Genomic DNA, 26,891 nt, shown 5'->3' on the forward strand with positions numbered 1-26,891 from the left:
AGCCATTATTGACCACCCCAACCGTACTTCACATCAGCATTAACATGTCGATTCCTTTACTGACTCAGCCGGAAACATCTGGAGCATATGCACATCCACTACTGTAAACATCCAATCTTCAACACTAAAACAACCTAGCCCATTACTTTAAAATATTTCTTAAAAAAGACTGAGTTTGTCCATGCATTAACTGCAATTCGGCCCAGACATTATCATAGTGATCTGGATCGGTTGAATTTTCATTTGAAAATTCTACTTGATGAGCAGAAGGTAAAAATTTTAATAACTTGTCAAGTTTTTCATTCCACCCTTTACCCACGTGGTTGTCAAACACATCTCTATACTGTAATTTATGTGCCGCTTGGGCTAATTGATGATTATTAATAGATTTAATCGTACTCTCTACGTAATCCCTGACACTTTTCGCGTTTTCATTCATTCCATCATATTTATCAATTGCCAAAATGCCAGCAATAGGAAACGGTTGTCTGATGACTGGAAGGCCATATAATACGGCGTCTAAAGTTGAAGTCAACGATCCAACAGGAAAAGATTCAATATAGAAATCTGCTGCCCTATAAAAGTCTTCAATAGCTGGTGTATGCTTAATGACCTTTAATTTACCTGGTGCTTGTCTGGCAGCTTCTTGCCAAACAGGCTCATTGGGATCAGGACCTACGATAATGAGTATCGCGTCTTCGGTGTTATTCAATATTTCAGTCAAGATACTCATAAAATTATACTTACCGAGAGGTGAATATTTATAGGAGCTGGCAATAGATAACAAGACAGTAGAATTTTCTGAAACCCCTATTTTTCTCTTATAACTACTCCTTGGGCCCCCTGCTATTTGGTCGTTCAATGGAATAGGAAGTATGGATGATTTTTTCGCTAATCTTCTATTTAATGTAATATCCTGGCCAGCTTTTCTAAGATCGGCAACCATATCCGAAATGCCTGCCCCCATCCAGAAAACATGATCAGCATGGTTTAAGAAAATGATCGGCGGTATACCTTCTTCAATGCCAAAAGCAACCAGCGGAATTGGATCATTCGGATGAATATGAAGAACAACTATATCAGCAGCCCGCAGAGCCAATTCCCTTAAATATTTAGCTCTTTCTATAAAGCTTAAATCAGATAGAATAACGAAAAAACCTCCAGCTTTCTCAGCAGTTTCTTTTAACGATTCAGGATAAGGTACCGGCTCTTGATTAATGATAATGACCGAATGAGTTTCTTCATAATTGGACCTGTTTGTAATCCATCTTTCTACCAGCCGGGTATGCCCTCCCGTTTCATAAGCTGAAGTCAATACATGTAAAAAGTGCTTTTTCCCTTTTTCAAAGTATGGAACTTCTATATTCATATAACGAAAATCAATTTTATCGAGTTCCCCGGCTATCCTATACATTTCATTCTCCAGGTCTGTAGAAACAAACAATCCTGGATGTAAAAGCCACGCACTGGTTGCCGCTAACTTTACACTATCCATTCTTTTATTAAAATCATTAGTACTAGAACCAGTAAAAACGTTAGTTACAAATGAATTGAAGAAGGATTTATTTCTTTCGATCAAGTGAGTCTCTTCCACATCATCTTTGTTTTCTTCTGTTTCTTTGAGGATTTCTTTTAAATTATTTTTATATACAATCAATTCATTAAATTTTTCCGAGTTTGTCAAACTTGAATTTCTTAATTTCTTATCAACAATCTTCTCAACTATTGATAAACAATTTTCAACAGCTTCAACAAACTTCTCTTTCGTATTTAAGTAACCATCTTCCCTTGCATAATACATCTGGTGAGTATAATCAAGCATTCCGTCTAATACTTTATCTTCTGTTAACTGTTGCTGCCCCTCATGGAATCTGAAGTAACTAAGTGTCTCACTAATATAAGCTGCCTTTCTGTTTTTAAGAACATTCATCCAGGTAGCCGTATCAACATTACAGCCATATTGCCTGTTTTTGTACGTGCCAAATGGTACTTCTAAATCTCTCTTTCTAAACAAAACAGTTGTTGGTTCACCAATAAAATTCCAATTATATGTAAGGAACATATCGATAATCCAGCTACCTTCAACCACTCTGTCTTCTTGAAAAAGTCTCTGGGTTGCCCCAATATCTGAAAGATATTTGCCATCCGAATCGATAATTTGTCGATGGGATGTCACAAGCGAAATATCGTCTTCCGTCTGAAAATAACGCATCATCTTCTCAATTTTTTCCGGATGAAAAAGATCATCATCCATTAAAAAATTAATATATTCTCCTGCAGCTTTTTCCATCAGCATTAAATCATTTTCAAATTGTCCCAAGTTTTTTTCATTCTTTATATAAATAATATGGTTATAGTAAGGAAGATAGTTTTCCCTTACAATTTTTTCTGTTTCGTTGTTTGTACTATCGTCGCCAATGATAATTTCAATATTGGAATAGGTTTGATCCAGGGCACTCTTTAGCGCCAGCTCAAAATAATCCGGTCTATTATAGGTAGGGATTAAAATGCTCACCAGAGGTAATTCGCTTTTATCGATTGCAGAATTAAACTCATCATCTGGAAGTTCATAATGGTTAACGATCGCTTGTTTTGCTTCTTTATAATGAGAACCCCTTTTAAATTTTCCGAGAGGCTTATCCAATAAAACGAAAGGCTCATCATTATTTATTACTCCGACTCTAAATTCCTTTTTAGCTGTTTCCAAGCTTAATTCAACATTAAAAAGAATCTCTTCTTTATTAAATGATAGATAATCAAAATTTAGTTGGGTAGCAAGCAAAGACCCTTCTAATAAGCTTACTTCTTCATATAAATCATTTGTTGATTCACTATAAGCAATTCGGCTTATATGGCCTTGGCGTGAGGTATAAAATTGTCCAACTTTGTGATTGCTTTCCAACCAAATAAGGCTTTCCGGAATGATTTTTGAACCGGCAACCCCCAGCAATCCAAGACTGGAATCATCATTAAATACTTTTATGAGCTGTAGCAAGAAATTCTTATCTAAAATAAATACATCTTCACTTATAAATATTTTATAATTTGCATTTGTTTTATCGTTAACTTCGTTAGGATGATGAATAGTAATAATCTCTATAGCGTGATCTTCAGGGACATGCAGGGCTTTTATGTACTCAATTGATTCAAGGAATTTCCTCTCATCTTTCACCTGATAAATAAAACATATTTGTTTATTACTATCCATTTATACCAAAGCCCCTTTAATATTGCATATTAATTGAGTTACGTCTTGATCCTTATTTTTTATGCTTTCCAAATAGGAAAGACCAAGCCTGTATTCTCCGAACTCACTGAGAATAAATCCGAGGTTAAACAAAGTATCATCATTCGTTTTATTCATTTCAAAAGCAGCGTTTAGAAATGGTAAAACATTTTCGTAGCTTTGACGTTCAAATAGAATGATTCCAACTTTGTTCAGCATCTCTTCCGGATGAACCGTGTTTGTTTTAATTAAATCTATGATCTCGTCCTCGGTATTTGCCTGTTCATTTATTATTTCTACCAAGTTTGCTTCAGACTCTTCCGGTGTAATTGCATGCTCTACTCTTCTTAATAGAAATATTAATTCCTGGTTCTTTTCTTTTTCTGCTTCCAATAATTCTTCCAGCAGTTCTTCCAGTTGGGCATCCTTGTTATGTACAGAATTTAAATATTTAATTGCAAGCTTGGTTTCACCGTAAGCATTCAAGATGAAGGCAATATTGTAGATAGTATCTTGGTTGGTATTGTCCAGTTCGTATGCTTTTTCTAAAAAGGGAAGTACATTATCATGGTTATTTAATGCAAAATTATGGATCGCCATCGCTTGCAAATAGGAAACATGTTCTTTAAAATTTTGCATAATAAAATCAATTACTTTTTTAACTGAATAAGACTGTAAAACCCTTATACTTTCTTCAACACTGGTACCTTGTTTTATATTATTCAGGCTGGTAAAAAGAGTTATATCCAATTTAGATGATTCGAAGATATATTTTGTTGTCTCGAATTTATCCCTCATTCCCTCTCCCGAAAGAGAAGAAATTAAATCTAAAAAGCGCTTTATCTCTTCTTGATATTGAATTTTGGCTGGAGTAATAATGGTTGAGAATCGTTTTTCGCTTAAAATATCTTTCAGGCTCTCTATAGTAAGATCCGTAGAAAAATTACCAAAGTGAGGTTTTGTTCCTTGCAGTAAATTCAGGATATTGCTGTAATGGAATATATTATCAAAACTTGATAAAAGTAATCCGTCTTCATTTAATGCGTCGTACAATATCTCAGCAAATAAATCCGGATGCTTTATCTGATCCCAAGCAGTAACTATGATTAGATCAAATTTTTTATTAGTGAGTTCATTTAATGCGGGTTCAACATCTTTTACGATGATTTTTGCAAAAGAGGAAGCTTCGCGGGCCTCATCTGCATTTGTTTCAATTCCATATAATCCGGCATTCTTATAATTATTCTTAAGCTTAAGAAGTGTAGCACCTGCCTGGCACCCGATATGAAGAATATTTATTTTTTCTTCAGGACGGAACTTTGCTTTATTAATCAATTCATGATGGATAATGTATGATTGCGAAGATGTCCCCCATTTAGCCTTGAATTTTCTTTCATTATCTGAAAGGAGTTTGCTGTATAAATTTGCATCTTCTCTCCATGAAACACTTCCATAATGGTGGATAAATGTATCCTTGCTCAATATAAGTTTATACCCGGCTTTACGAATTCTGATTGAATAGTCATCATCTTCAAAGTTTCCAGGTGTAAACTGTTCATCTAAAAGCCCAATCTTTTCAACCACTTCTTTTTTAATAAGCATACAGTATCCAATTAATTTTAATCTTTCTTCCCATAAGTTTGAATTGGATTTATTGTAGTCCCGTGCAAACTCGTGCATTTCGTTAATATTCAAATATGGTACCTGGATGGCCGTATAATAGGCTGCTGAATTTGTAACAGGACCTACTGCTCCTATCGCTTTATCGCTATAAAGACATTTTACTAGATTATCCAACCAGTTCTCCGTAACTATGACATCATTGTTTAATAAAAGAATATTGTCGCCTTCAGATAACTCAATTCCCTGGTTACAGCCTTTTGGAAAACCTAAATTTTGTTCATTTAAAATCAATTTTATATCAAGTTGCTGTTGCAGCCATTCTCTTGTACCGTCAGTAGAATGATTATCGACTATGACTATTTCATATGTATTTTTTTCAGTATACCTTCTTATACTATCTAAACATTGTTTAGTGTATTCGAGATTGTTATACGTAAGAATGATGATACTCGTTAACATTTTATCTACCCCATTTTTTATTTCCGCATCATTCCGCAAAAGATGAGAAATTAATCGACAAAACTTCTTTAATATTATCGGTTCTTTTTACACTTTCTTAACTGCTAAAAATTGGACTTAACACGTTATTCGCGCGATAGTGATCATTATACCAGCCTTTTAAGCATTTAAAAAAGCACCCTATGCACCACCGCATCGAATGCTCAAACATATTATTCATGCCTTCTTGAACAAGTATTGCTGCCTATCTTGATAAGGAAGCATTCAAGTCCGTTTCCATTATGCTTTTCATTTTGATTTCCAGTTTGGACAAACCCTCACTATAGCCGATTTTTTCATAAAAACAATACAGTCTGTTACAAGAATCGTAATCACCTGATTGCTCAACTAATTGTGTATACAAGGTATGTGCCTCATTTAGCCTATTCTGCCTTGTATAGCTGTCCGCCAACAAAGCTGTTAGCTGATGATTTTTATTGATTATGTTTATCTCATCCGATAACAGGTCGGCAACTATCTTTGAAAACCCTCTAAGAATGAGTAAGCTTAATAATTCCTCTTTCTCACCTTCATTGAGTTTTGTCTTTTTATACAGTTCAATAAAACTGATTTCCTCTCCTAAACTTAAAAGATTTAAGCTAACATTTTTGATGAGATCAAATAGTGAATCGGTTAAAGCAACTTTAGTATCTAAATTATTTTCTATTAACGAAATCAAGTTACGCTTTTCCTGCTGATTAAGATTGAGTTGTTGCATTAATTTTTCGGCTAACAATTTATTTTTATGAATTATAAATAAGGTAGTAACATCGCTTAATATTTCAGACGCTAGTGTTTCCTCATTGATTAGCAAAGAACAAGCTTCAGCATATCTTTTGTTGTAAAGGGCTGCAATCCCCAAAACCGCATTATTCACTTTCAACTGATAGTCATCAATATAGTCCTGAATCAATTTGCTTCTGTGGGCGAAAAGAACACCCATGATAACTTCTAAATCCTTTGTTTCATTAACAGGATAGGCCACTTTAAGATTTTCTTTAATTTCATTTTCGCTTATACCTGCAGATTTTAAAACAGTATAATACTGCGATAACGCAGGAGGAAAATGTTTGTTCATTTTCAATGCTGAAAAAGACGAGTCCAAAGCTTTCGTTAATTGCCCTTGTTTTTGCTGTATTTCTGAAAGCTTGATGGAAGCTAAATAACTCCCGACCCCTTCTATCGATTGAAAGTACTTCACTTCTCCAAGCTCTAAGCATTGCTCGAATGCGCGCTCTGCGGCTTTCAGATAATTTAATTGTTCATAAAAGAACCCACTTAAATAATAATACCCTGTATATCCCGGAAATAGCGCAATTGAATCATTGATCAGATTAATTCCTTCTCTATTTCTCCCGAGCTGCAATAAGCAATCACCGATTAAATAAAGAAGATAAGGCAAGTAGATTTGGTCCTTACTTAATGAATAAGCTTTTTTAAGTGTATCGATTGCTTTATTATAATCGCCTTGAGCTTTATACTGAACTCCTAAATTAAAGAGATTATAGCCAGTTGGATGATCAACGACTTCTTTTTCCAAAATCCTTAAATTCCGCGCAAATTTATCTTTTTTTGAGTATGCTTCTTTCTTGTAACCATCGTGATGAATGATAAAATCTACGAAGTCATTCGTTAAATTTTCAAATTCCTCAATATTTAAATGTTCATGTATTTTCCCACGATATTTAAGTTCTGCGTGATTTTTAAATAAACGGATAGCCTGGTGATTCGAAACGTAACCGCCATCCATATAATTCTTAAAATTTATCATATAAAAATCTTTTTGTTCTTTAATAGAATCCTGGATTACAGCATTTTCATCCAAAAATTCATCCGCATCCAGCACAAGAATATAATCAGACGTGGCATGTTCCAAAGAAAAATTTCTTGCCGCCGCAAAGTCTTTTTCCCATTTAAAATTAAAAATTTGCGCTCCAAATTCTTTTGCAATACGAACAGTAGAATCCGTTGAACCTGTATCAACGATTATTATTTCATCCACTTGTTTTGCGGCACTTTCCAGGCACCTTCTTATATGGGTTTCCTCATCTTTTACAATCATGCAAAGTGATACAGTAATTTTACTCATGATAGCCACCTTTAAATCTTTTCTATTACTTTTATCGGTTGTTTCGGAATAATCTAAAGCTTTTGTTTCTTAATAGCGGGCAAACCGCGAGGGGAACACATATTAATCGTGGTTGTGGTATTTTTATATGGCAGGTTTGGTTTGATTCAGGAAAACAATAAAAAGGACTGACTCAAAAATTAACTGAGGCAGTCCTTTTAAAGCATTAATAATTAGTTTAGAAGCTGTAGTACACCTTGTGGCTGTTGGTTAGCTTGAGCAAGCATTGCTTGAGCAGCTTGAGTAAGAATATTATTCTTAGTCATAGTCATCATTTCTTTAGCCATATCTACGTCACGGATACGTGATTCTGCAGCTTGTAAGTTCTCAGAAGTAGTACCTAAATTGTTAATAGTGTGCTCTAAACGGTTTTGAACAGCACCAAGGTTAGAACGGTTTTCAGATACCTTGTTGATCGCCGTTTGAATCTTGTCCAAGTTACCTTTTGCTGTTGAGTTTAGAGAAGAAACACCAGAGCTTAGATCAGCTAGTTGAGTGCTTGATACACCTAGTGTTGAAGCTGTGGCATCAACCAAGCTCATAGTAATAGTTTCTCCAGAGTTTGCTCCAACTTGGAATACTAGAGAAGAAGTAGTGTTTAAGATACTCTTAGTGTTGAATTTTGTCTGGCTAGCAATAGCATCAATTTGGTTCGTTAATTCTGTAATTTCACCTTGGATTTTCTTGGAATCATCAGTTGTCAATGTTTCGTTAGCTGCTTGAGTTGTTAATTCAGCCATACGTTGAAGCATAGCATGAGTTTCGTTAAGGGCACCTTCAGCAGTTTGGATTAAAGAAATCGCATCTTGTGAATTACGTGAAGCTGTATCCATACCACGGATTTGGTTACGCATTTTTTCTGAAATTGCAAGACCGGCTGCATCATCAGAAGCACGGTTGATACGGTATCCAGAAGATAATTTCTCCATTGACTTTGAAGCATTAGCATTGTTGTACGTTAATTGGCGATGAGTGTTCATCGCAGAGATATTGTGGTTAATTCTCATTACTGAATTTCCTCCCTGAGTTTAAAAGATCCACATCCATGTGGTTTTTTGACATAGAATTTAGTCGGCCGACTGTTTACTATGTAACTATTTAATATATCGACACGATTCTTCAATTATTTAATAAAATTTTAGTTATTCTTGAAAAAATTTCTTTAGATCAAGATTGGCCTTTAATGCTGTTGTATTTTCACTTTCGATTTTAGCAATAATTTCTTTACGGATGATTTCAATTTCCTTCGGAGCCTGTATCCCAATTTTTACTTGATCTCCGTCTATTTCTAAAATCTTAATTTCAATATTTTCACCGATTAACAGGCTTTCATTTTTTCTTCTTGTGAGGACCAGCATCGCTAACCCTCCTGTCCTGTTTGTTTGTTATGTTGCTTTAGAGGATGCTTTGTATGATAAGCATCTGTGTTGAGGATTACTTGTTTTCCTGACTTTGTTTTATTGTTTATGATAATCGGCGCTTGCAAATTTATCGTCGATGTATCGATAGAATCCTTCACAGTTACAATAGAATAAATATTTATATCCTTTTTGTCGTCAATTTTGAATTGAGAAATGAAAGATTGAGGAAGCTCGAACTCATAATCCTTATAAAAGGAGAAAGGGTCAGCAATGACAAAACCTAATCCCTCTGTTTGGACTGATTGAAGAATAGCGAATGGAGAGTTCTCATCCAGGGGGATAATAAAGTAATTTTTATCGTCAGGAAAGCCGGGAACTCCATTAGGGAAAGAGATAATCACTTCTTGATCCAATTCTAATTCGCCGTGGTAGCGAGTTTTTACTTTCATATATATCACCGCAATTTCGTTTATATTATAAAATCTATTTTAAGCGAAGGGTATTGCTCCATATAAACATCTGTTGTCCCGCGAATATATTCGTGAACAGGTTTGTTTACCTGCGCATGAATGACTGGTTTATTTCGGTTCCAGTCTACCTCTATTCTCGCCGATGTATACTCGACCTTAACACTGAATTGAGAAGGAATATTGCCGGTATTAAAAACCGTTTCATGCACTAAAGCACGCTTTGCCTGGTCTTTAATTGGCTGGCCGCCATTTTCTATTCTCATCAGCTCATCGCCTTCTTGAACCGTTTTAGCAACATATTCCCTTAAGGCTTGAAAGCCCGCTTGTGCGTTTTCTTCGCTTCTTTTTCTCATTGATTTTAAATCAAGGTTTTCCCTTGCCATTGTCTGGTCTATTGTTAAACGGCCGGGTTGACGATGGATAAACAGGTCAGCCTTTGGTTGTTCGATACTTAAATCAGTTGGTTTTTGTTCAAGCATTTGAACAGGCTGATTCGTTCTTAAACCTATTCTTCCAGTTTGGGATTCTATTTGAATTTGTGGTAATCTCATGGTTATCCCCCTACAAAGAAAAGCTATCTATATATAGATAGCTTATTTTTTATCTAAGGAAATCAACTAAGGTTGGCTGCATAATCCTTGATCCAACACTCAGTGCTGCTCGATGGATACTTTCCTGGGTTTGCAGCTGCAAAATAACTTCTTCCACTTCGATATCCTCATTTTCAGAAACCATTTTATTTGCAATAATCTCTTGGGAATCCAAACGTGTTTCAATCAATTCTACCCTGTTCATAGTTGCCCCAATACTAGATCTAGTAGAATTAATATTTTCTAGATGATTCTGAAAATTGGTAATGAATTGTCCTAGATCTGGATCATTCCCGTTTTTTAAATCCGTCTGTAATGCTTCAAGATCACCGAGTAAGCCTTTGTCAGCAGCACTTGCAGGATCATACTTAAAAATGTTGGAGCCCAGATAGTTTGCTTTTAATTTAATCCCTGCAGATACTTCTATATTAATGGAGTCATTATTATAAGCTGCAGTAATTGTTGTGCCATTATAATTCACAGGCTGGTTATATATATCTGAGCCATTAAAGATGTATTTGCCAGATATTTTTGTATTTGCAACTGAAATTAGCTGCTGTTTGATCGCTTCGATTTCATCTTCAATTTTCTGTCTGTCTTCATCTGTCACCGATCCAGTGTTGGCCTGGATAACCAATTCACTTATACGGTGGATGGACGAGCCTGCTTTTTCGAGTGCATCTTCTGTATTCTCCAGCCAGACATTCACCTCAGCGATATTTTTTTGGTATTGTTCGACATCATTTACGCTAGTCCTGTATGAAATCCCTTTAAAGACTACAACCGGATCGTCAGAAGGTCTTGAGATTTTTTTCTGGGAGCTAAGCTGTTCTTGATATTTACCCAATTTTTGATAGCTATTACTTAAGTTACGAAGCATGTTATTAGAAAGCATAGATTGTGTTATCCGCATTTTTTATATCTCCTACCTTCCGACTGTTCCCATGCCATTTATAATTTTATCGAGCATTTCGTCGATAACGGTAATATTTCTCGCTGATGCGTTATATGCATGTTGGAATTTAATCATATTCGTCATTTCTTCATCCAACGAGACTCCGGACACCGATTGACGTTGATAATCAACGGATTCCATCAACGTTTCCGTGTTATCTTTAATAACGTTCGCTTCCCTGGCTGTTACCCCGAGTGACGTGATTAATCCGCCATAGAATGACTTAATATTCCCGCTCATTTTTAAATTGTTTTGTACAAAGTCTTTTAAGTTAATATTAGTACCTGAACCTGAAGGATCAGCGATTACAGCAGTAAAATCGCTAAATCCCTTCCTCATCACTTCAGCCAGATCATAGGCATTTTCACCATTCCCGGCAAATGCCCCATCGGCTGCTGCAGCAATTTGGTTTGGGTCAGTAATCGCCACTGCCATTTTCTTGGCAGCACCTTTATAGTCCGTTAAATCACTAAAAAAGTCCAGACCATTATTGCCGTTCAGATCATCTCCACTTTTATGGATGTGATTAAATTCTTTCACGAGCGCAAATGCCAGTTTATCAAGATTGTCCATCATAGTAGGATAAACGCCAACCTGGGCTCCGTTTTTATCAACGTAACCAAATGATTCGATATCCGCCTTGAGAGATCCGGAAGCAAAATTTTCTGTATTAATCGGGTCGCTTTTTCCAATTTGCAAGGATTCCAAGTAACCATTAGTTATTTTGAAAGAGACCTCATTTGGATCACCATTGGTCGTGGTCTCATCTACTAAGGTACCTAATCTCGCGCCGGCATTATCTACGATGTCAATTCTATAGATTCCTTCTGAGATAGACGAAGCCAATCCACCCCTGGGCTGTTTGATCACCTTAATATTGACCAGCTGAGATAACTCATCAATCAGGCGGTCTCTCTTATCATACAGATCATTAGGCAGATCGCCATGCGGTTCAACTTGGCCAATCTCTTTATTAACTTCATTAATCTGTACTGCTAAAGTATTTATTTTATCAACCGAGACACTGATGCTCTGTTCTAAATCCAGGCGTATAGAATCAAGAGAACCTGATAAATAATTAAAGGTGTCAGTTATAGAGTTTGCTTGAGCCAGGACACTTTCCCTTGCACCGCTTTCATTTGGGTAAGTGCCCAGTGTCTGCAAAGAATTCCAAAATGCATCCATGGCGGCAGATAGCCCTTCTTTAGTTGGCTCATTCATAATGTCTTCCATGCGGGTAAGAGAGTCTGATTTCGTTCCAAAATAGCCTAACTTACTGTTTTGGCTTCGGAACCTCAAATCAAGAAAATCGTCCCGCATTCTTTGGATTGAGCCTGCTTCTACCCCTGTCCCCATCTGTCCTGGCAGCTTCGGTTTATTCATGCCCATTGCAGGATAAGGATCAGTTTCTTTAAAATTTACACGCTGCCTGGAATACCCCGGTGTATTCGCATTCGCAATATTGTGTCCTGTCGTATATAAAGCACTTTGCTGGGTGAACATGCCGCGGCGGGCTGTTTCCAACCCCATAAAGCTTGAACGCATAGTGGTCCTCCTATCAATTACACTTTTGAGTTAAATATTCCTTGGGAATTGATTTTTTTGTTTGCAAGGCCCGTGGCCGGACTATAGTTAATGGAGTCAGGCTGGGGCCTAAGCAGGTTGATTGATAGATTTACAAATTGTAATGAGTAATAAATCAATTGCTGATTCAAGTAATTTTGCTCTTTTAAATTTAAAACAACTTCTGCAAGCTCGTTTGTTTTTTCAAGCAACAGCTCTTTTTTTGTTCCTGTTAATCTTTCTATACAATCCGTAACTGTCGGCTGTTCTTTATCAGCCACTACCAGCGATGCCGCTTTCTGGCGTTCCTTTTCAAGCCTGTCAATAGCTGCCACGTGGCCTTGCTCTTCCTTAAGAATGGCATTGAGGGTGTCCATGTCCCCTTGTTTGACGGCTGTTGTTTTTTTTACAGCCAGCTCAAACAAGCTTTTATGAAGCTTTAGAAGTTTATCCATAGCTGTGATCAATGCTTCGGCAGACATTTGTGACCCTCCTTTTTAATCAAACGATTGATTTAATTTTTGAAGTAGTAGTTAATAATACTTTTGGCAACGTCACGCGGGTTCACTTTGTAGTTGCCATTCTCTACTTGAATCCTCAGTTCTTCTACTTTCGCCTCGCGCTGGGAAGAGATTTGTGATACTTGCTGCATTTCCTTGGCAGTCGAGGAGATCTCTAATTTATCGGATGCCTTACTGGCTGTCTTCTCTGTGTTCTCCAACTTGTTCATTTGGCGTTTATAAGGGTTTAATCCGGATGGACCCATGTTATTAATCTTCATGGTTTTTTAACCTCACTTTCAGACCGAACATATTTATATCTCTATTATCGGATAACACTGGTGATTTTTTAATGGTTATGTATGGATAATATTAAAATACATCTTTTTCCCTATTAAAAAAGCTGTATGGGTCTCCATACAACTTCATAAATTGCGCCTTCTCAGATTATCTTCAGCAGCAAAATATGTACCTTTTTCCCGCTTTTCGATTTCACGCCTGCGCTCTTCTTCATACTCATGCATTTCTAATTGCTTTTTAAGCTGCTCGGCACAATGGTCGCATAATTTCCCTTGCCTAATGATCTTGCCGCATTTATCACACGGGTAACCCAAGTTCGGAAACTGCGTTACCTTCAGCCTCCCGGTTTTAATAAATTTTAAAATCAATTCCTCTTCCACACCAGTGTTTTCCACCACTTGGTGAATCGTTGCCGCCCGGTTTTCCCGTTTACGGACAAATTGATAAACAGATTCAAAAGCTTGCTCTTCCTCTTTCCAGCATTTCTGGCAAAGATCGCGGAATTGGCTCTTAACAAACAGCTCATCACAGCTGGGACAGTGTGTAAGTTCAGCCATTTCGACTTCCCCCTTGTCGAATGTTGTTTTCTTCCATTATAGCTTGTAAGCGGGAGGAAAGATATGAAAATTAACGGAACAATTTTAACCGCGTGCAAGTGTTAAGGATGAAACGGATGTTGCTCCGGCCGCTATAAGCTGTTTCGCAGCATGGCGAAGGGTTGAACCGGTTGTATAAATATCATCAATGAGCAGAATGTGTCTATTGGAGATTTGTTCAGATTTAAATACTTGAAATACCTGGGGGAGATGAATTCTTTCAGAACGGGATTTTTTCGATTGTTTTTCTGTGTGGATTCGGCTGAGACAGTTTACAGGCTGAAATCCAGCTTCGTTAATAAGCGCCTCTGCCTGATTAAAGCCCCGTTCATAGAGCCTTTCTTCACTTAAAGGGATCGGGATAAGAAGATGGTCAGGAAATAACTGCAGTGTTGATTGGATATAGCCGGCGAAAGCTTTTGAGAGTATGTAGTCTCCCCTGAACTTAAAGCGGGCGATCATATCTTTTATAAAATCGTTATAAACGAATATCGACAAGTTTCGGTCAAGCTGGTGCCTCCACTCCGAATCCTCTTCCCATCGAACACAATCAAAGCATAGGTCATCTCTTCGATAGTCTGGGCTCAACCCTTCAAAGGGCCTGCTGCAGATTCTGCAGCACTCTCCTTTGATTTCGGTCAATTTAGATTTGCATGAGTCACATAAAGTCGTTTCAGCATTTTTGGAAAACAAATCGATCCAGCTGATTCCTGGCTGAACTTCTTCAAAGCAAAATAAACAAAAATCGTTGTCGAAAAAACCTTTCATCTTAACATCCCTTTCCGGGCGGCTTCTTTGTTCATCTTGATAATTTGCTTTCTGGCTTTGACCATTTCTTCTGTTTTTCCGTAATGGAAAAAAGTAATGTTGCCATCAGGGAAATCTTCACTGCGGCCAACCCGGCCGGAAATTTGCACGAGCGCACTTTCAGTAAAAATCCGTTCTTCAGCTCCAAGCACAGCTACATCAATATTAGGAAATGTGACGCCTCTTTCAAGAATCGTGGTCGTTAGCAATATGGATACTTTCCCATCTCTCATTGCCTGAACCTTTTCTTTCCGTTGCGGATCTTCAGCGTGAACAGCCTGTATATTTTCGTGAAGCTTGCGGAGAATGGGAAGAATTTTTTCCATGGAATCAATCCGGGGGGAAAACAGCAGGGCTTGCTTATTTGAGTTGAGGCGGTTTTTGAGCCATAACAGAACGTTTTCCGGGAGCCTGCCTTTTTTCATAAGCTTTTTCCAGTTGCCACACCAGGAAAATTCAGGTACAGGGAGAGGGTAACGGTGGTAACGGGCCGGAATAGTCACAAAGGCTCTTTTTCCTGCGATACACTCGGCTTGCCATTTTTCATTCGGGGTCGCTGTAAGGTAAATCATTGAAGAAGTTGATTTTCTGGACTGCTTGACAGCATACTGCAAAGTCTCGTCCACAGAATATGGAAAAGCATCGACCTCATCCACAATCACCGTGTCAAACGCCTCGTAAAAGCGCAGGAGCTGGTGAGTAGTTGAAATCGCCAGCTGGGATTGGAGGTGTCGGTCCTCGCTCCCTCCGTATAGGGCGGCAATTTCGATACGTGGAAAAACGTTTTTTAAACGGGGAGTCAGTTCAAGGACAACATCGGTTCTCGGTGTTGCGATACAGACTCTTTTGCCCTGTGTTAGAGCTTCGTTGATCCCCGCAAACAAGACCTCGGTTTTGCCGGCTCCGCATACCGCCCAAATGAGCAGTTCTTCATCTCTTTTTATCGCGTCAACAACTTTGGCGGATGCTGCCGATTGTCCTTCTGACAATGTCCCGTTCCATGATAAGGGGGAATGACAACCCTTATGATGTGGACGAGGCCCTGTCCAGCTAATTAAAGGAGTACAGGCCGTAATCCTTCCTATCATCATGCACTTCCGGCAATACAAGCATTGTTCTCCGCATCGAGCGCACGGGAACGTCGCAAATAATCTGGATTCGCTGTTTCCGCACCTCATACACTTGGCGCTGTTTTTCGTAACCGTAATTCCTTTTCGGTAGATAAGATAACCTGCTTCATAGTGAGCCTGGATTAGATCCAGCGGGTAAGGGAGTTCGTCCAGCAGGAGCTGTTTGCCTGCAAGCATTGCCTGCATGTCTGCATTAATACTGAAAGATGTGTTTATTGGTTGGCGGGGTACATCTTCATGGCGGGAGATCGGGGATGTTGTCATTGAAGAATTGAGAAGTGGTTCCGGGATCAGTCTTGAATCCAATAAAGCAAATCGCAATCGACCAGCTCCTTTAATTATTGCAGATTATAAAGGTGGATTTTTCACTGTAAATTTCATAAATCGATTTTCTTGCTAAGCAGTTCAATGACCTCACGATCCCGCTCAGCTACAGCCGCTAAATGTTTAAACTGGCTTCGTGCTTCGGTTCGGGAATTCTCAATTTCTCTCATCAAGCTTCCGTAATAAAAGGCAATTTCTTTTCGCATTTCGCCCTGTCCACTTTTAACTATACCAACCTCAAACTTTACAGAACTAATTTCTTCTTGCATTTCACTCTGTTGGGCCCTAATCTCTACAATTTCTTCGCGCATTTCATTTTGCTCTGTTCTGATTTCTGCAATTTCTTCGCGCATTTCATTTTGCTGAGTTCTGATCTCTGCAATTTCTTCGCGCATTTCATTTTGCTGAGTTCTGATCTCTGCAATCTCTTCACGCATTTCATTTTGCTCTGTTCTGATTTGCGCAATTTCTTCCCGCATTTCATTTTGCCCGGATCTGATCTCTGCAATCTCTTCTCGCATTTTTACTTGCTCTGCTTTGATCTCTCCGACTTCGCTTTTAATAGAGCCTATTTCTTTGTCTACTCCATCAAAGCGGCTGTTCATTTGTTCTATCAGCTGTTTGATTAGCTCTTCCATTAGATTCCACCTCCTTTTTTTCATAATTATAGCATATCGAAAACCCAGCAACTTAATAAAATTGTGGCAAAAATCAACCGAAAATTAGCCAGGTCTCCATCTGAACGTAACATTTCCCTCTTTTCAAAAAAAAACGCTACTCTGTCCAAGACAAAATAGCGCTCAATCTTGCAATTTTATTTTTTGACCCAGGCAAGACCCATAGCGCCTTCACCGAGATGGGTTCCGATAACCGGACCAAAGTAGCTGATCATAAACTCAACATTTGGATAAGCGGCTTCAAGCTCTGCTTTCCATTCCTTCGCCTCTTCTTCGCGATTGGCATGGATAATAACGGCGCGGAATGGCGCCCCGCTCTTAACATCCTCCTCAAGCAGCTCGACAATCCGTTTCATCGCTTTTTTGCGCGTGCGGATTTTTTCAAATGGGACAATCTTCTTATCAACAAAGTGAAGGAGCGGTTTTACCTGCAGCAAGCTTCCAATTAATGCCTGGGCACTTGAAAGACGGCCGCCGCGCTGCAAATGGGATAGATCATCGACCATAAAGTATGCGCGGGCCGACTGTTTCATTTCCTGTAAACGAGCGATAATTTCGGGAGCTGCTATGCCTTGCTTAGCCATTTCAGCTGCTTCAATGGCGTAGAAGCCCTGCATCATACAGCTGATTTCCGAATCAAACGGGTACGCTTTAATGCCGTCCACCATACTGCCGGCTGAAACTGCACCCTGGAATGTGCCGCTAATCCCGCTCGAAAGGTGGATGCTGATCACCGCATCATACTCTTTTGCCAGTTCTTCATATAATGCCGCAAATTCGCCAATCGATGGCTGGGAAGTGGTAGGCAGTTCTTTATGCTTCACTTCTTCATAAAACTCTGCTGCGCTAATCTCAACCTCTTCCTTGTAGGTTTCATCTCCAAATATAACGCTCAGGGGAATCATATGAATGTTCAATTTCTCTCGCAGATCCTTCGGGATGTACGCTGTACTATCCGTAACAACTGCTGTTTTCATATAAAATTTACCATCCTTATATTTTTTCTACTACGTTCTGGTTTCCATTTTATATGAAAATCTTTCAAAATGCATTATGTTTAGCGTAGCAAATTAAACTGAAGCTACTAAATAAAATAATATTTAAATGATGACTTCTTAATCTTCGCATATAAATTATAAACATCACCATCTAATATCTTAGTTTTGGCACATATCAAATAAATTGAAGCGATTGGACCCGGAAGTATTGAGAGTAAAAACCAGCCAAACGGCCATTTATTTTTTGATGATGCAATATAAGCGTCAAAAAACTAATAGTGAACCATAACAAATAAACATAGATACTCATTTACTAAAAATCTTCCTCCTCATCAAACTTACCCCGGCTTAACCTTCCTTCCCCATGTGAGTAACGATCTTATTTACTCCATGATCCGGCAACTGAATAAGTCTCGCTTTCCCTTCACAAACCACAATGGCAACCTTTTAATTCCATTATATCAAGTTCTAATTTCATAGTATTAAGGTTAATTTCTACGTCTTTTAGTCTCACCACGATCGCCCCCATATGGTATAATGTAATGGCTGGCCGGGAGAGATCCTGGCTTTTTTAAAACTATTGGAAGTACATATGATTAACGAAAAGGCTTTTGAATTTGGACTCGCTATGGTCATTCTTTTAATTGAATGGGCTGCAATCATAAAAATAAATTCGCTTTTTTAATTGCCCTCTAAATAAGGGCTTTTTTTATTAAACTCTTCCTACCTTTTGTTTCATAAAAAATTCCCCCCATAAACTTTTTTAAATATCTTTCCAAAAAATCAACTTTCTAAAGTTGGAAATCGTCTAATAATAAAAAATAAATTCTTAAGAGGTGAAGGTCGTCTTGCAGCATCATGATACTATAAAAGACTTAATGGACCGGTACGGAACAACTATTCTCCACCTGGCTTATTCTTTTGTAAAAAATCGACAAACAGCTGAAGATCTGAGTCAGGAAATATTCATCAAGTGCTTTGACAAAATTGACACGTTTGAAGGTAATTCCAATATTCAAACCTGGCTTTATCGAATTGCTGTGAATCATTGTAAGGACTATCTTAAAAGCTGGCATTACAGAAAGGTGCATGTTAGTAATTATGTCTCGACTTTATTTACCAGTCAGCAAGCAGGACCAGAATTTCAATATCTACAGAAAAGCGATCACGATGAACTTGTTAACGACATAATGAGATTACCTGTTAAATATAGAGAAATCATATTTTTATATTATTTTCATGATTTAACTCTTAAAGAAGTCAGTGAAGTATGTGGTATTAATCTCAATACAGCTAAATCTAGAATGTCGAGAGCAAAAGCAAACCTAAAAAAGCATATTTTAGAAAGGAGTACCCATCATGGACAACCAAATAAGAGAAGCGATAAATCAACTACTAAAGGGTGAATTAGCTAACTTCGAGTTTACTGAACATATGAAATCTAAAGTTTCAGAGCAAATCACTGCGAATAATAGGATTTCTAAAAAAATACAAATTACTAACAGGGGAATTCCCTTACTCTTAAGCGCTGCTGTAATTACTGTTTTTATTACCGGACTATATCATTTTGTTCTAGCAAATAATTCGGGAGAACGAAATGCTAAAGATCCCCGAGATGAAATTATTGGTACGGTTGATAAAGACAAAGATCAATATCCACCCGACAAACACGAAAATGATAACCCTCCTCAAGACAAACCGATAGAAGTTGAACCTGATATCGTAGAGAAAGAAAGAAAAGAACCCGTGCTACAAAAAAATGAACAACAGATTGAGAATAAGATTCCGGAAAAAACGGTCAAAGAACCAATGCCGGAGAACACCCTTCCAGATTTTTCATCTATGATAATAAAACTACAAAACGAAATGCATATTATCTACGCAGATGCACATCACCAGGGCAATGACCATCTTGCTAAGTTTAAAAGCTATTCAACAAAACAGGATATCTATCAACAGTTTTTAGATTATGTTTCATTTGACGCCTTGGAGAAACTTTTTCATAATACAATAACCGAAAAAGAGGACGGTTTATATCTGAATGCTTCTCACATGGGCTTTTATTTCGAGAGTGGCACCCCCTATGAAACCAAAAGACTTAATGATACTCAATACCAAGTGATCCAACATCAATACAGCGATCTTCATGGTTCTGTAACCTTAACAGTAACTTTCGAATTCATAAACAAAAAATGGATTATCAAGGCAATTAATCAAGTGTCTGATGTAAACTAACTGAGCAATAAGGAAGAAATTATATTTCTTCCTTAACACTAAAAAGGAGGCTAACTCCAATTTTATGAGAGCCAGCCTCCTTTCGTTTATTTCACTTCGACCCAGCCGTTCTTAATCGCCACAACGACTGCTTGAGTACGGTCATTGACATTCATTTTTTGAAGAATATTGCTTACATGGTTTTTAACTGTTTTTTCACTGATAAATAATGCTTCACCAATTCCGCGGTTGCTTTTTCCGTCGGCCAGAAGCTGAAGGACTTCACATTCACGGCGTGTCAGCAAATGTAGCGGGCGCCTAATATCCGCATGTTGTATGTATTGTTCCCCGTTGCCCGATTGTTCTGCCACCAGCCTGCGATACTCTTTTACGAGGTTGTGCGTTACGCGTGGGTGAAGGTAAGAGCCCCCATCCGCAACTACTTTTACCGCCTCTACTAATGCGTCTGCATCCATTTCTTTTAACAGATAGCCGCTTGCACCAGATTTCAAAGCATGCGTCACATAATTTTCGTCATCGTGAATCGACAAGATAATCACCCTTGTATCAGGGTATTTATCAATTAACTGCCGGGTTGCCTCAACACCGTTAATATGCGGCATGTTAATATCCATAATGACAACATCGGGTTGATACTGCTCAACGAGCTCAATCGCTTCGCTGCCGTCATCTCCCTCTGCAAGAACTTCGAATGAATCTTCAAAGTCCAATATACGTTTAACCCCTTCTCTAAATAACTGGTGGTCATCAATAATGACAATCTTGGTAGTCATCTTCTCGCCTCCCTATACTTCCGGAAAATAAATTCTCTTTATTATGATAGTGTTAATGGTACTTGCACAATGACAATCGTACCGGAACCCGGTTTTGAATGGATAGAGATAGAACCATCCAAAAGTTCGACTCTTTCCTTCATTCCTAATATACCAAATGACTCCGGTTTTTTTACAGTTTTATCAAAGCCTTTCCCATCGTCTTTAATCACAACTGAAATATTCGACCTTCTAATCTCCATTTTTACCACAATTTCTGTTGCATCGGCATGTTTAAGAGCATTTTGCACAGATTCCTGTACCAAACGAAACAAAGCGACTTCATATTTTGCCGGCAGTCTCTTATTCTCTCCAATATTCGCAAAAGTAATTTTTGTATTTTTATGGTATTCTTCGATCGTCTGCAAGTATTTTTTGAGGGTCGGCACCAGCCCCAGGTCATCAAGAGCCATTGGCCGCAAATCATAAATGATTCTCCTAACCTCGTATAATGCCGAGCGGACCATCTGTTTTAAACTTCTAATCTCCTTAATTGCTTCCTCTTCACTTCTCTCTTTATAAACACGTTCAATTAAATCCGAACGCATCATGACATTGGCAAGCATTTGAGCAGGTCCATCATGAATCTCTCTTGATAAACGTTTACGTTCCTCTTCCTGCGCTTCGATGATCTTCAAACCAAAATCCTGCTTTAATTTCGCGTCTTCCAGCATTTCACCCATTTGTTTTAAGTCAGACAATAAATAATTCATGACAACCGTTATTTGTGAAACTAAATGCTCTGCCCTTTCAATCGTCGCAGTAAGGCCCAGCAGCCTTCGTTCAATATCATCCCGCCTGTCCCGCAACTGTTTTTCACGCTGGCGGTTCATCGTCAGCTCCATTTGCAGCTTATGTGCTTTTTCGTATGCCTCCCTGACCTCTCTCTCTGTATAGTCCTTAAAATGCATACTGACTTCTGAAAGGCGCTTCCTGGCAAACCGGGCTTGAACGTCAAGCTTATCTCCTTCTGCAATAATTAGTCCGACCTGCTGTTTCACATCTTTTAATTCATCGGCAAGAGATTCATAGTCCTGACGGCACTGCTCTCCGATCCGAAAAATCTCATTCTTGCTGCTGCCCACTGTTTCTATCATTTTCTCCAGGATGTAATCGAGAGTTTTCGTATCCATTTTTTTTATCGCCATAAATATTCCTCCAGGAGCGATTAAAACCCTTCCGGGGCATGTCATTATTTTATCGTTAAACAAATAGATATACTATCTTTAAGCAGGTAAAATAACAGCAATACGCAGAAAATTCGGTCAAAAGGCACAGATTTGATTTATGATCCTATGTCTTATATCCTATTTTAAAAGACCATAAACATACAGAGAAGATTCATTCCAATTTTACTAACATTCGCCAAATTATTTCAGGATATTTAATTATAACATTTTCCCAATAAACGTATATTAAAGTTTCATTACAATCGTTTTATATTCTTATAATAAAACTCTGTCGAATATGATAGAATAACGCAGAAATTGTTATCATGGTAAAAATGAAATTTATAAAAAGGGGCTGCCGAAAATGCTGCACCGATACTATACCGTTAAAGGCCACGGAGAACACGAAATCATTATCCAAAAATCAAGATTTATTGCACATGTATCCAGAGCAGAATCAGAAGAGGAAGCCCAGGAATTCATCCAAAAAATTAAAAAACAGCATTGGAATGCAACCCACAACTGTTCAGCCTACCTGATCGGCGAAAACGACCAAATCCAAAAAGCAAATGATGACGGCGAACCGAGTGGTACCGCCGGCGTCCCGATTCTCGAAGTGTTAAAAAAGAAGCAACTGAAGGACACCGTTGTCGTCATAACCCGCTATTTCGGTGGAATAAAACTCGGAGCAGGAGGACTGATCCGCGCTTATGGTAAGGCGACCTCCGAAGGAATTGAAGCGACTGGTATAGTCGAAAGGAAGCTGATGCGCGTCATGCATACAACAATTGATTATACCTTGCTCGGGAAGATTGAGAATGAATTGCGGTCGTCTGTTTATAGCATTAAGGAGATTCATTATACAGATAAGGTAGAAGTTGAAGTATATGTAGAAGAAGAACAAAAACAGGCTTTTTCCGAGTGGATGATTGAGCTGGTGAATGGGCAGGCTGAAATCACCGAGGGTGAGATCAAGTATTTGGAAGAGGCTATTTAAACTCAGGCAACATTAGTTTTTAAAAGAAACCATTGCTGTAAGAAATTTGTCGTTTTATAATAGAGAAATGGGTTTTGATTATTAAAATGAATTTTTAAGACTATATATTAAGAGAAAAAATTGTAGAGGAGAAGTAACTTGTATAACAATTCCAGAATAAGTATTGGTGCCATAAAGAAACGAAAACGCCGCCGAAGAATTTTTATATATATCTTTTTACCCATTATGTTATTAGTCCTTAGTATGGTTGGCTATGGAGCTTATCTTTTTACTAAAGCAGCCGATGTTGCTGACAATTCGAAGCAGGAACTTAAACGCGGCGAGCAATCAGAAAAACGCACTGCGGCTGTTAACCCAAAACATGATAATATCTCTATATTATTTATGGGAGTAGACGACAGTAAATCCCGAGACCTTGGTGAAGTCACGCGGACAGACGCATTGATTTTAGCTACTTTCAACAAAAACCAAAAATCTGTAAAGATGGTTAGCATTCCGCGGGATTCATATGTATATATTCCGTCTGAAGATAGTAAAGACAAAATCAACCATGCATATGTATACGGAGAAGCAGAAGGTACAATTGAAACTGTAGAAGAACTTTTCGATGTGCCTGTTGATTATTTTATAAAAATGAACTTTGAGGCATTTATCGATGTTGTTGAAGCATTGAACGGAATCGAAGTAGATGTACCTGTTACATTTACAGAACAAGACAGTAAAGACAATCCTGACGCTATCCATTTAACCGAAGGACTACAGCAATTAAACGGGGAAGAAGCACTTGCATTAGCTAGGACCCGGAAAATTGACAATGATATTGAACGTGGAAAACGCCAACAGCTAGTATTACGGGCGATTTTTGATAAAGCCCTATCTGCCGGTTCTATTACAAAGTATGACAACATGATGCAAGCCCTTGGGAATAATATTACCACCAATATGGAATTCGGTGAGATTTTGGCTTTATACGACTATGCAACTTCTGGTCTTGATATCGAGTCCCTGATGTTGGAAGGGCAAGACAAATACATTAACAGAACCTATTACTTTGACTTAGACGATCAGAGCGTGGCTGAAATATCAAATTTATTTAAAGCACATTTAGAAATTTCTTCAGCAGATTCCGACCGATCTATGGTGCAATCGGAGCAAAATGAAGAACATACAAGCGTAAACTAATTACATTTTTTAACTTGTCGATTATAGTCGGCAAGTTTTTTGTTTGAAATATATCTACTAAGCATCACCGTTTTAGTTAAGGCGTATATCGTTTCTTTTTATAAAAATAGCGAATAATATGTCCAATCTTTAATAATGGACGGTAGTTCTTCCCCATAAGGCCAATTTTCTCTGCTCCCAACTCTACAAGGAACAACAATATAACTAATAATAAAAATGCCCCCCATAAGTTAGCTTGTGAAAAAATAACAGCCACGATTCCAAAGAAAGCCGCCATAGCATAAATAAGGAATACTGTTTGCCGGTGGGAGAACCCCAATCGTAATAAACAATGGTGTAAATGGGATTTATCAGGAGACGACAAAGGTTTTTTATTTACCACACGCCTAATAATAGCAAAAACAGTGTCCGAAATTGGTACTCCTAATATAATAACAGGGACAACAAAGGAAATAAAAGTTACATTCTTAAAACCTAGAAGGGCTAATACGGAAATCATGTAGCCTAAAAATAATGCTCCGGTATCTCCCATAAAGATTTTTGCAGGGTGGAAATTATGAAACAAAAAGCCAAGTGTACTTGCAAGAAGTATCATGCCAGTCGTAAGTACAAATAGGTCTCCCATTATAAACGCCATACCCGATATTGTTAATAATGCAATGCAACAAACGCCTGCTGCTAATCCGTCTAATCCATCAATCAAGTTAATCGCATTTGTCATTCCGACTATCCATAAAATTGTTAAAGGAATACTTAAAAAACTTAATTCAATTTGCCCTCCACCAAAGGGCAAATTTATAATCTCAACTTGGAGACCTCCGACTATTACAACAAGAGCTGCAGCTATAAGCTGCCCAATTAATTTTAACTTTGCAGAGAGAGTAAAAATATCATCCAGAATACCCGTCATTACCACAATGATGCTCCCCCCAAAAATAAAACTTGAATAAGGATTAACTGGTTGGGAAATTATTAAACCTATTACGAAGCTTATATATATTGCTAAGCCCCCAAGTCGCGGCATCAAAGTATCGTGGATTTTTCGTCCATTTGGACAATCTGTAGCTCCAACTTTGTATGCAAATTTTTTTATAAATGGCGTAATAATAATCGAAATTGTAAAACATAACACCACCGTGAAATACATTATGACAGTCCTCCTTGCTTTCATTTTATCCATTAGGGACTGTGTAAAAACAAGGAAATTAAAGTAAAAGCAATTTTAAAAAAATCTCTTATTCATTTAATGGTTTTTGATGAATCAATATTAACAATGCACTAACGAGGATTTACATTCCTGCACTTACTTATATTTGTTAATGAAAAAAGTCTAAGAAACTGTATTAGTTTCTTAGACTCGCATCATCTATCTTTTACATTAACAGGTTTTAATTCCTTTATAAAGTTTAATAAAGGTTTGTAGTCTTCCCTAATTAAACCAATCTTCTCAACCACAATTTCGATAATAACAACTAATGCAATTATAACGATTAAGGAGCCCCAAACTGTAGCTTGAGAGAAAATAAAAGCAGTCAAACCTAAAATAGCACTCATAGAGTAAATTAGCAATACTGTCTGCCTATGTGAAAAGCCAGTTCTCAACAGACAATGGTGAAGATGTGATTTATCAGGTGCTGATAAAGGTTGTCTATTTACGAGTCTTCGCACAATGGCAAAGAAGGTGTCGGAAATAGGTACTCCCAGAATTATTATTGGAATAATTAACGAGATAAAAGTTACATTTTTAAATCCTAACAGTGATAGTACTGCGATGATATATCCTAAAAATAATGCACCTGTATCACCCATAAAAATTTTGGCTGGATAGAAGTTGAAAAACAAAAAGCCGATTGTAGCAACAGCTACAATTAATGCTACAATCAAAACATATGGATTAACCATAACAAACGCCATTCCAGCTATAGTTAGTAACGCTATCGTAGACACACCGGCCGCTAAGCCATCAAGTCCGTCGATTAAATTTATTGCATTGGTAATGCCAATGATCCATAGCATAGTAAGAGGGATGCTGAATACACCTAGATGAACCTTACCTCCACCAAATGGAAGATTAATGAATTCAACATTCATTCCACCCATCACGACTACTATAAAAGCAGCTGCAATTTGTCCTGCTAACTTTAATTTTGGCGAAATCTCTCTAACATCATCTATCATTCCAGTTAAAATTATAATTATACTTCCAATTAGAATAGGCAAGTGATAACTTTCTTCGGGTTGAATAATCAGAATTCCAATAAGAAAACTCAAATATATTGCTAGACCGCCTAATCTGGGCATTATATTCTGATGAACTTTTCTTTTGTTGGGTTTATCTGTAGCTCCGATCTTAAAAGCCAGCTTTTTAACCAACGGTGTAATGAGAATTGTCGCCAAGAAACAAATGATCAGTGTTAGATAAAACATAAAGCCCTCCGAGTTATTCTTATCTATATAGATTTCCAAACTAATTCTAAATGAACCAAAAATTGTATTTTCATAAATAGCGGAATTACCTACCTAATGGATTATAGCATACACTTTTTAAGAAAGAAACCATATTTTAAGATACCAATATTTTTTAATTATTATAGTTTCTACAACTATTCATAAGTAGATCAGAAAATGTTCAAGTAATACAATTTTGAAAATACAGCACCGAATAACCATAATTTTAATTTCCTGTTGACTTTTTATTAATTATCCTTTAAAAATAGCACATCAATTAATTTGACGATTTTTCAACCAGA

25 protein-coding genes are annotated in these 26,891 nt (G+C 37.6%); 4 read left to right on the forward strand and 21 right to left on the reverse strand.

Annotated elements, in window-relative coordinates:
- Positions 1–142 precede the first annotated feature (142 nt).
- The 17 genes from CU633_RS06890 to CU633_RS23540 all read right to left on the reverse strand — a co-directional run bounded on the left by CU633_RS06890 (position 143) and on the right by CU633_RS23540 (position 18,181).
- Positions 143–3,208, reverse strand: a complete 3,066-nt coding sequence (locus tag CU633_RS06890; RefSeq protein WP_101658984.1) for a glycosyltransferase — start codon at positions 3,206–3,208, stop codon at positions 143–145.
- Complete coding sequence (locus CU633_RS06895) at positions 3,209–5,308, reverse strand: glycosyltransferase (protein WP_101658985.1); 2,100 nt, start codon at positions 5,306–5,308, stop codon at positions 3,209–3,211. It abuts the gene before it with no gap.
- 244 nt (positions 5,309–5,552) lie between these two features.
- Complete coding sequence (locus tag CU633_RS06900; protein ID WP_101658986.1) at positions 5,553–7,436, reverse strand: glycosyltransferase; 1,884 nt, start codon at positions 7,434–7,436, stop codon at positions 5,553–5,555.
- 212 nt (positions 7,437–7,648) lie between these two features.
- Positions 7,649–8,482, reverse strand: coding sequence for a flagellin N-terminal helical domain-containing protein (locus CU633_RS06905; protein ID WP_101658987.1), 834 nt, complete (start codon positions 8,480–8,482; stop codon positions 7,649–7,651).
- 135 nt (positions 8,483–8,617) lie between these two features.
- Positions 8,618–8,833: a carbon storage regulator CsrA gene (gene csrA / locus CU633_RS06910; protein WP_101658988.1), complete on the reverse strand. Its 216-nt coding sequence runs from the start codon at positions 8,831–8,833 to the stop codon at positions 8,618–8,620.
- 2 nt (positions 8,834–8,835) lie between these two features.
- On the reverse strand, positions 8,836–9,285 hold the full coding sequence (gene fliW, locus CU633_RS06915) for a flagellar assembly protein FliW (protein WP_101658989.1): 450 nt from the start codon (positions 9,283–9,285) through the stop codon (positions 8,836–8,838).
- Between the two features lie 20 nt (positions 9,286–9,305).
- Positions 9,306–9,857, reverse strand: coding sequence for a DUF6470 family protein (locus tag CU633_RS06920; protein WP_101658990.1), 552 nt, complete (start codon positions 9,855–9,857; stop codon positions 9,306–9,308).
- 49 nt (positions 9,858–9,906) lie between these two features.
- Positions 9,907–10,809, reverse strand: a complete 903-nt coding sequence (gene flgL / locus CU633_RS06925; protein WP_101658991.1) for a flagellar hook-associated protein FlgL — start codon at positions 10,807–10,809, stop codon at positions 9,907–9,909.
- A gap of 12 nt (positions 10,810–10,821) precedes the next feature.
- Positions 10,822–12,396, reverse strand: coding sequence for a flagellar hook-associated protein FlgK (flgK, locus tag CU633_RS06930; RefSeq protein ID WP_101658992.1), 1,575 nt, complete (start codon positions 12,394–12,396; stop codon positions 10,822–10,824).
- Positions 12,397–12,413: 17 nt separating this feature from the next.
- The gene (locus CU633_RS06935; RefSeq protein ID WP_101658993.1) at positions 12,414–12,896 is read right to left on the reverse strand and encodes a flagellar protein FlgN; all 483 of its coding nucleotides are present in this window, start codon (positions 12,894–12,896) and stop codon (positions 12,414–12,416) included.
- 32 nt (positions 12,897–12,928) lie between these two features.
- Positions 12,929–13,195 (reverse strand): flagellar biosynthesis anti-sigma factor FlgM, encoded by a 267-nt coding sequence (gene flgM, locus CU633_RS06940; RefSeq protein WP_101658994.1) that lies wholly within the window; start codon positions 13,193–13,195, stop codon positions 12,929–12,931.
- A gap of 144 nt (positions 13,196–13,339) precedes the next feature.
- The gene (locus tag CU633_RS06945; protein ID WP_101658995.1) at positions 13,340–13,771 is read right to left on the reverse strand and encodes a TIGR03826 family flagellar region protein; all 432 of its coding nucleotides are present in this window, start codon (positions 13,769–13,771) and stop codon (positions 13,340–13,342) included.
- Positions 13,772–13,855: 84 nt separating this feature from the next.
- Positions 13,856–14,578, reverse strand: coding sequence for a ComF family protein (locus CU633_RS06950; RefSeq protein WP_101658996.1), 723 nt, complete (start codon positions 14,576–14,578; stop codon positions 13,856–13,858).
- Complete coding sequence (locus CU633_RS06955) at positions 14,575–16,068, reverse strand: DEAD/DEAH box helicase (RefSeq protein WP_101658997.1); 1,494 nt, start codon at positions 16,066–16,068, stop codon at positions 14,575–14,577. The genes CU633_RS06950 and CU633_RS06955 overlap by 4 nt, the downstream gene beginning before the upstream one ends.
- A gap of 56 nt (positions 16,069–16,124) precedes the next feature.
- Entirely contained in the window at positions 16,125–16,709 is a 585-nt protein-coding gene (locus CU633_RS06960) for a hypothetical protein (RefSeq protein WP_101658998.1), read from the reverse strand.
- Positions 16,710–16,885: 176 nt separating this feature from the next.
- The gene (locus tag CU633_RS06965) at positions 16,886–17,725 is read right to left on the reverse strand and encodes a DegV family protein (RefSeq protein WP_101658999.1); all 840 of its coding nucleotides are present in this window, start codon (positions 17,723–17,725) and stop codon (positions 16,886–16,888) included.
- A gap of 369 nt (positions 17,726–18,094) precedes the next feature.
- Positions 18,095–18,181 carry a hypothetical protein gene (locus CU633_RS23540; RefSeq protein WP_308314721.1) on the reverse strand — a complete coding sequence of 29 codons (87 nt, stop codon included), beginning with the start codon at positions 18,179–18,181 and terminating at the stop codon, positions 18,095–18,097.
- A 413-nt stretch (positions 18,182–18,594) separates the two neighbouring features.
- On the opposite strand from CU633_RS23540, the gene CU633_RS06975 reads away from it, so the two are divergent.
- Complete coding sequence (locus CU633_RS06975; protein WP_101659000.1) at positions 18,595–19,152, forward strand: sigma-70 family RNA polymerase sigma factor; 558 nt, start codon at positions 18,595–18,597, stop codon at positions 19,150–19,152.
- Complete coding sequence (locus CU633_RS06980) at positions 19,106–19,981, forward strand: hypothetical protein (RefSeq protein ID WP_101659001.1); 876 nt, start codon at positions 19,106–19,108, stop codon at positions 19,979–19,981. Before CU633_RS06975 ends, CU633_RS06980 begins: the two co-directional genes overlap by 47 nt.
- An 86-nt stretch (positions 19,982–20,067) precedes the next feature.
- Here the strand turns inward: CU633_RS06980 and CU633_RS06985 are convergent, their stop codons facing one another.
- Together CU633_RS06985 and CU633_RS06990 are read right to left on the reverse strand one after the other, a co-directional pair.
- Positions 20,068–20,754 carry a response regulator gene (locus tag CU633_RS06985; protein ID WP_101659002.1) on the reverse strand — a complete coding sequence of 229 codons (687 nt, stop codon included), beginning with the start codon at positions 20,752–20,754 and terminating at the stop codon, positions 20,068–20,070.
- A gap of 41 nt (positions 20,755–20,795) precedes the next feature.
- A complete protein-coding gene (locus CU633_RS06990) occupies positions 20,796–21,941 on the reverse strand; it encodes a sensor histidine kinase (protein ID WP_101659003.1) in 1,146 nt (381 codons plus the stop codon).
- A gap of 385 nt (positions 21,942–22,326) precedes the next feature.
- Between CU633_RS06990 and CU633_RS06995 the strand changes: the two genes are divergently transcribed.
- Positions 22,327–22,959, forward strand: coding sequence for a YigZ family protein (locus CU633_RS06995; RefSeq protein WP_101659004.1), 633 nt, complete (start codon positions 22,327–22,329; stop codon positions 22,957–22,959).
- A gap of 138 nt (positions 22,960–23,097) precedes the next feature.
- Entirely contained in the window at positions 23,098–24,141 is a 1,044-nt protein-coding gene (locus tag CU633_RS07000) for an LCP family protein (RefSeq protein ID WP_257958552.1), read from the forward strand.
- 76 nt (positions 24,142–24,217) lie between these two features.
- Here the strand turns inward: CU633_RS07000 and CU633_RS07005 are convergent, their stop codons facing one another.
- Both CU633_RS07005 and CU633_RS07010 read right to left on the reverse strand, forming a co-directional pair.
- A complete protein-coding gene (locus tag CU633_RS07005; protein WP_101659022.1) occupies positions 24,218–25,291 on the reverse strand; it encodes a glycosyltransferase family 4 protein in 1,074 nt (357 codons plus the stop codon).
- A 212-nt stretch (positions 25,292–25,503) separates the two neighbouring features.
- Entirely contained in the window at positions 25,504–26,568 is a 1,065-nt protein-coding gene (locus CU633_RS07010; RefSeq protein ID WP_101659005.1) for a glycosyltransferase family 4 protein, read from the reverse strand.
- Positions 26,569–26,891 lie beyond the last annotated feature (323 nt).

The sequence above is a fragment of the Bacillus sp. V3-13 genome (assembly GCF_002860165.1).
Lineage (GTDB): Bacteria > Bacillota > Bacilli > Bacillales > Cytobacillaceae > Bacillus_BJ.